Annotated in this window: 5 protein-coding genes and 1 pseudogene; 4 read left to right on the forward strand and 2 right to left on the reverse strand. The window is 65.8% G+C overall.

Translation table 11 applies throughout. The features are described from left to right. Nucleotides 1-316 precede the first annotated feature (316 nt). The 4 genes and pseudogenes from VXC91_RS47350 to VXC91_RS43815 all read left to right on the forward strand — a co-directional run bounded on the left by VXC91_RS47350 (nucleotide 317) and on the right by VXC91_RS43815 (nucleotide 1950). Nucleotides 317-850, forward strand: coding sequence for a hypothetical protein (locus VXC91_RS47350; protein ID WP_408057623.1), 534 nt, complete (start codon nucleotides 317-319; stop codon nucleotides 848-850). 41 nt (nucleotides 851-891) lie between these two features. Further along, on the forward strand, nucleotides 892-1170 hold the full coding sequence (locus VXC91_RS43805) for a hypothetical protein (protein ID WP_329512922.1): 279 nt from the start codon (nucleotides 892-894) through the stop codon (nucleotides 1168-1170). Nucleotides 1171-1233: 63 nt separating this feature from the next. After that, nucleotides 1234-1278, forward strand: a pseudogene (locus tag VXC91_RS43810) (hypothetical protein); the annotation flags it as partial. A gap of 171 nt (nucleotides 1279-1449) precedes the next feature. Continuing rightward, on the forward strand, nucleotides 1450-1950 hold the full coding sequence (locus VXC91_RS43815; RefSeq protein WP_329512923.1) for an integrase core domain-containing protein: 501 nt from the start codon (nucleotides 1450-1452) through the stop codon (nucleotides 1948-1950). A gap of 36 nt (nucleotides 1951-1986) precedes the next feature. On the opposite strand, the gene VXC91_RS43820 is transcribed toward VXC91_RS43815, so the two are convergent. Beyond that, nucleotides 1987-2712 carry a group II intron maturase-specific domain-containing protein gene (locus VXC91_RS43820; protein WP_329512924.1) on the reverse strand — a complete coding sequence of 242 codons (726 nt, stop codon included), beginning with the start codon at nucleotides 2710-2712 and terminating at the stop codon, nucleotides 1987-1989. 198 nt (nucleotides 2713-2910) lie between these two features. Further along, complete coding sequence (locus tag VXC91_RS43825; RefSeq protein WP_329512925.1) at nucleotides 2911-3270, reverse strand: hypothetical protein; 360 nt, start codon at nucleotides 3268-3270, stop codon at nucleotides 2911-2913. Nucleotides 3271-3343: the final 73 nt, after the last annotated feature.

Genomic DNA, 3343 nt, shown 5'->3' on the forward strand with positions numbered 1-3343 from the left:
TGGGCGGCCTAGCGTGGGGCCCGCTTCCCGCAAGGCCGCGACCGCTTGTGCGACCAGCAAAGCGGATCCAAGATCCCCCTTGATCAAACCGCCGAACCATGCGGCGTACTCGTCGGTGACCTTGACCGCCCAAGCCAAGACGACTCCTCTCAGCTCCACAAACAAGCCCCACGTTAAGGGATGCCTTGAATGTTGGCAAGCGTTGTCTCCTGACGGATGATCTTGACCGCTTGCCAGGAGATCTTGACGGCTGGTAGCTCCTACCTGCGGGTGCCGATTATTACGTCCGAGCTGGTCAGGCTGCATGTGCGTACTCGTGGAGGAGGCCGCCGAGTCGGTCATGTCGGCGGACGTCGAGGCGGTCGAGTCGGTCTGGTTCGGTGATCGGTTCGGGGCACGGCCGCAGGGGTGCAGCGCTGTCCAGGGTGCGGTGAGGCCGATGCTGATTGTGGAAGGACTCGAACTCGCCGAGCGCGTGGAGCAGGTGGTGCGGGTGCCGAAAACCCCATCCACGCTTTGTGACGTGCAGGTTTTCGCGAACGGCCGCTGCTCGCCTGGCCTACGTCTCAAGCTGATGGATCGTGCTGCTGCGACTGCCCTACCTCGCCATGCGGCCCGCGTTCGCCCTTATCCGGCTACTGCCAACGAGCGACGCGGACAAGGACTAGCTAGCGCGCCGATCGGCTCTTTGAGGGCGTCACTCGACCCGGTGCCGGTCGCCGTGGAGCACGATCCGTACGACCTGCTCGTGCTCGACGGCGGAGGCGCGGCACCTGCCTGCCCACCGGCTGACGTGCTCCGTGTCCCGCTCGAAAATACGATTCGCGCCTGTGGCCTGCACATTTGCTGATCCTGACGAAACGGGCTCGACGTCCCTGGGACGATCTGCGGATGTCGTTGTCGATCGTTACCGCGCTCGTCCGGAACCTGATCACGGTGCCCACTGCCGTACTGCGCAGCCGCGCAGCCAAAGATGCGGAAGTGCTGGCGTTGCGACACGAGAACGCGGTAACGCGCCGCCAGGTCGCCCGCCTCCGCTACCAGCCCGCCGACCGGATCTGGCTCGCCGCACTCTCCCGGCTGATCCCTCGCGACCGCTGGCTCCAGGTCTTCACCGTCACCCCCACCACACTGCTGCGCCGGCACCGGCAACTCGTTGCGCGGAAATGAACATTCACACCGAGAACCCGCCCCGGCAGACCATCCACCACGCCCACCGTCAAGCAACTCGTCCTGCGCCTGGCCAAGGAGAACAGTACGTGGGGCCACCGCCGCATACAGGGCGAACTCGCCCGCCTGGGCTACTCGATCGCCCCATCCACGGTCTGGCAGATCCTGCACGCCGCGGGCATCGACCCCGCCCCGCAGCGCTCCGGCCCAACCTGGCGCCAGTTCCTCACCACCCAGGCCCACGGCATCATCGCCGCCGACTTCCTCCACCTCGACACAGTGTCACTCAAGCGCCTGTACGCCCCGGTCTTCATCGAGCACGGCACCCGCCGCCTCCACCTCGCCGGCGTCACCGCCCACCCCACCGCCCAGTGGACCGTCCAGCAGGCCAGAAATCTCACCATGGCGTCGGGGTGCCGCATGGACTCGCTGCGCTTCCTCATCCGGGACCGGGACAGCAAATACACCGATGCCTTCGACGCAGTCTTCAAGGCCGACGGCATGGAGGTCCTTCCCAGCCCACCCCGGGCACCGAGAGCAAACGCGATCTGCGAGCGAGCCGTGGGAACCCTACGCCGCGAAGTCCTCGACCGGATCCTGATCTACATCGAGGCCCACGCCCAAGCAGTCCTGACCAAGTACATCCGACACTACAACCGGCACCGGCCGCACCAGTCCCGGCAGCAGCTCCCCCAGACAGCACCGAACCACCCGCCCCGGCCACCGTCATCGACCTCCAGACCCACCGGATCCGACGACGGCCCGTCCTCGGCGGCCTGATCAATGAGTACCACCACGCTGTCTGACCGAATGGCATCACCGCAGCGCATAGCGTCGAATCGTATTTTCGAACGGCACAGGCTCACGGGCGGGCAGAAGCCTGGGCCCCTTGCCGGTGGCGGCGACAAGCCGTTGTCGGCAGTGGGCGTGCAGGAGTTGGGCGGGTGGGGCGTCCGGTGTGCCCGGCCCGGTGATGACGATCGCCTTGCGGCTGATCGCTTTGCGGGTCGCCCGCAGCCACTGCTCCCACTCGATGGGGCTGGACGGCGGATGGTCGGCGTGCAGCAGAAGAGCCCCGCAGAGCGGACAGCGGCCGTTCTGGCGGTTGAGTAGGTGCCAGTCGGCCTTGTCGATCAGCGGGATCACGTCCTTGCGTCGCCGCCGGGTCCAGTACTCGGTCAGTGCCGGGTCATCCGGAGACGCCCCAAACTTGACGAGCTGGTGCCGGACGATCTTCGTCCACGCGAACTTGGTGAGGAACCGTCCGCTGCCGCGGTCTCCGAAGACCCACCGGTCACCCCGGCGGGGGTTGAACTCTCCGAAGTAGCGCTGCACGATCCAGTCCTTTGGCTTGTTCGCGTGTTCGTGCTTGGCCCACTTGTAGGCGAGCTGCCACACGTAGAAGTCCAGCGAGCTGAAGGCCCTGCTGGACACCCCGATCCGGAAGTAGGCGGACCAGCCCCGGATGATCAGATTGAGGGTCCTGATCACCGCCTCGGCATTGGACCCGCGCAGGTCCCTGCTGGCTGTGGCTGCACGCACGACCCCGGACTACGTGCCGCGCGTGCCGGACGACGATTACCTGCCGTACGAGCTTCTGTTCCCGAGTGGTCCTGCGTAGCGAAGCCGGCGCTTGACGTCAGTACCTGGCGATGACCTGTCGTAGGTCCGTGCCAAGGAGATCTCCCAGTGCTCTGACGGTAGCTGGCGGCAGCGGTAGCTCGCATTCTGGATCCGTGGTCACGAGGCTGTACCTGGCGAACCCGCAGCCTCGACGTAGTCGAGGGCGTTCAAGTCCGTCTGGGCAGAGCAACAGGGCACCGTCACGGCAAGTGAGTCGAAGTAGCCGTCTGGAAGGGCTGCCGTGTCCATCGCGTTGCCCCACCAATCTTCGATATCGGAACCGCACACGGGGCATCGAACACCGCACCAGTTCTCCCCAGGGTCGATGAAGGCTGCGCCGGGGATGTCCGAGACGTCATAACCGCCCAGCGCTTCAGGAACCAGTTGCTGTAGCTGGGCCTGCGCAGCCTCGCTCGCGGCCGACGCAGGCGAAAAGTGCGGATCCTTGGGTATGAGATGAAGCAGCGTGATGCTCACGCTGCCGACCAGCCGTCCAGCGAGACCTCCGAGCCATCATTCAGGTAGTGGTGGAGGGCGCTGGCAGTGGCAT

This window comes from Streptomyces chiangmaiensis, from assembly GCF_036281785.1.
Taxonomy (GTDB): domain Bacteria; phylum Actinomycetota; class Actinomycetes; order Streptomycetales; family Streptomycetaceae; genus Streptomyces; species Streptomyces chiangmaiensis.

Coding starts and splice junctions, on each gene's coding strand:
- VXC91_RS43805 (WP_329512922.1), top strand. CDS start 892: ATGTCGTTGTCGATCGTTACCGCGCTCGTCCGGAACCTGATCACGGTG.